Raw genomic sequence first — 901 nt, 5'->3', positions numbered from 1 at the left:
GATGACGCTATGTAACATGCGTATGCAACGTTCCCACTTAGCTTTTACATTGGTAACACATAGAAACATATATCCATCTGGTACAGTAATCGGTATACGTATCTCCTGTCCACCATTAGGCGCAAGAGTTATGGATTGTGAATATGTAAATGTTTTTATAAGCAATGGGTTAATTAAATCCGTATTGTACACAGCAACTAAAATGAATAAAAATGAGTTTTTGATGAATTAACATACTGATGTGCGCAATACGGATTTGAATTATAAAAGAGAATTTCCTAGTGCATCTTGGTTTGAAGATACAGATTATGCAAAAATACATACTGATTTTGGCGCTATCTGTACTTATGGACTATTGGTACACAGTTATGTAGTAGTTGATATTTTAAAAGATGCTAGTCCATACACATGTTTACTCAAATTCAAAAGGCAGGTAGCAGAACATACTATAGCATGGGATATAAAGCATAATGAAAAGGCTGTTTACATAGCCGTGAACGGGAATGTTAACACTAATCAAACATTAGCAGCAAATAGTCAAATCACTATGATTGGAACTTTCATGATAACATCAAAATAATCATTTATTGATTAATGGGATATGAAAAGGAAACATATCCATTCCCCGCCTGGCCTGACAAATTAATCTTCAGTTCGGTCGAATTATTATCAATGTAAACCACACCTATAGCAGCAGTTCCTATACCGTTCGAGCAGTAGCGGCTTTGTCCTATGGCAGATTTAGGCATCCCACTACAAATAAGCACGTTTTCCCTTGCAGAAGCAGATGGCGTAATAATCCGGCACCTTATGTAGCATATGCCTGATTTTACACGATAGTATATTTCACCCGTTATTTCAGAATCTATGATATCTTCAATCAGTGTGACTGCACTCATTG

General features: G+C 36.1%; 2 protein-coding genes. One reads left to right on the top strand and one right to left on the bottom strand.

Annotated elements, in window-relative coordinates:
* Window positions 1-256 precede the first annotated feature (256 nt).
* Window positions 257-580: a hypothetical protein gene (locus HMPREF9469_RS31770; RefSeq protein WP_227138288.1), complete on the top strand. Its 324-nt coding sequence runs from the start codon at window positions 257-259 to the stop codon at window positions 578-580.
* 4 nt (window positions 581-584) lie between these two features.
* Here the strand turns inward: HMPREF9469_RS31770 and HMPREF9469_RS30405 are convergent.
* The coding region (locus HMPREF9469_RS30405) for a hypothetical protein (RefSeq protein WP_007871871.1) at window positions 585-901 on the bottom strand (317 nt) is incomplete at its 5' end.

The sequence above is a fragment of the [Clostridium] citroniae WAL-17108 genome (assembly GCF_000233455.1).
Classification (GTDB): domain Bacteria; phylum Bacillota; class Clostridia; order Lachnospirales; family Lachnospiraceae; genus Enterocloster; species Enterocloster citroniae.
Note: the sequence above shows the minus strand (reverse complement) of the source record. Positions and strands in the feature narration are given on the sequence as shown.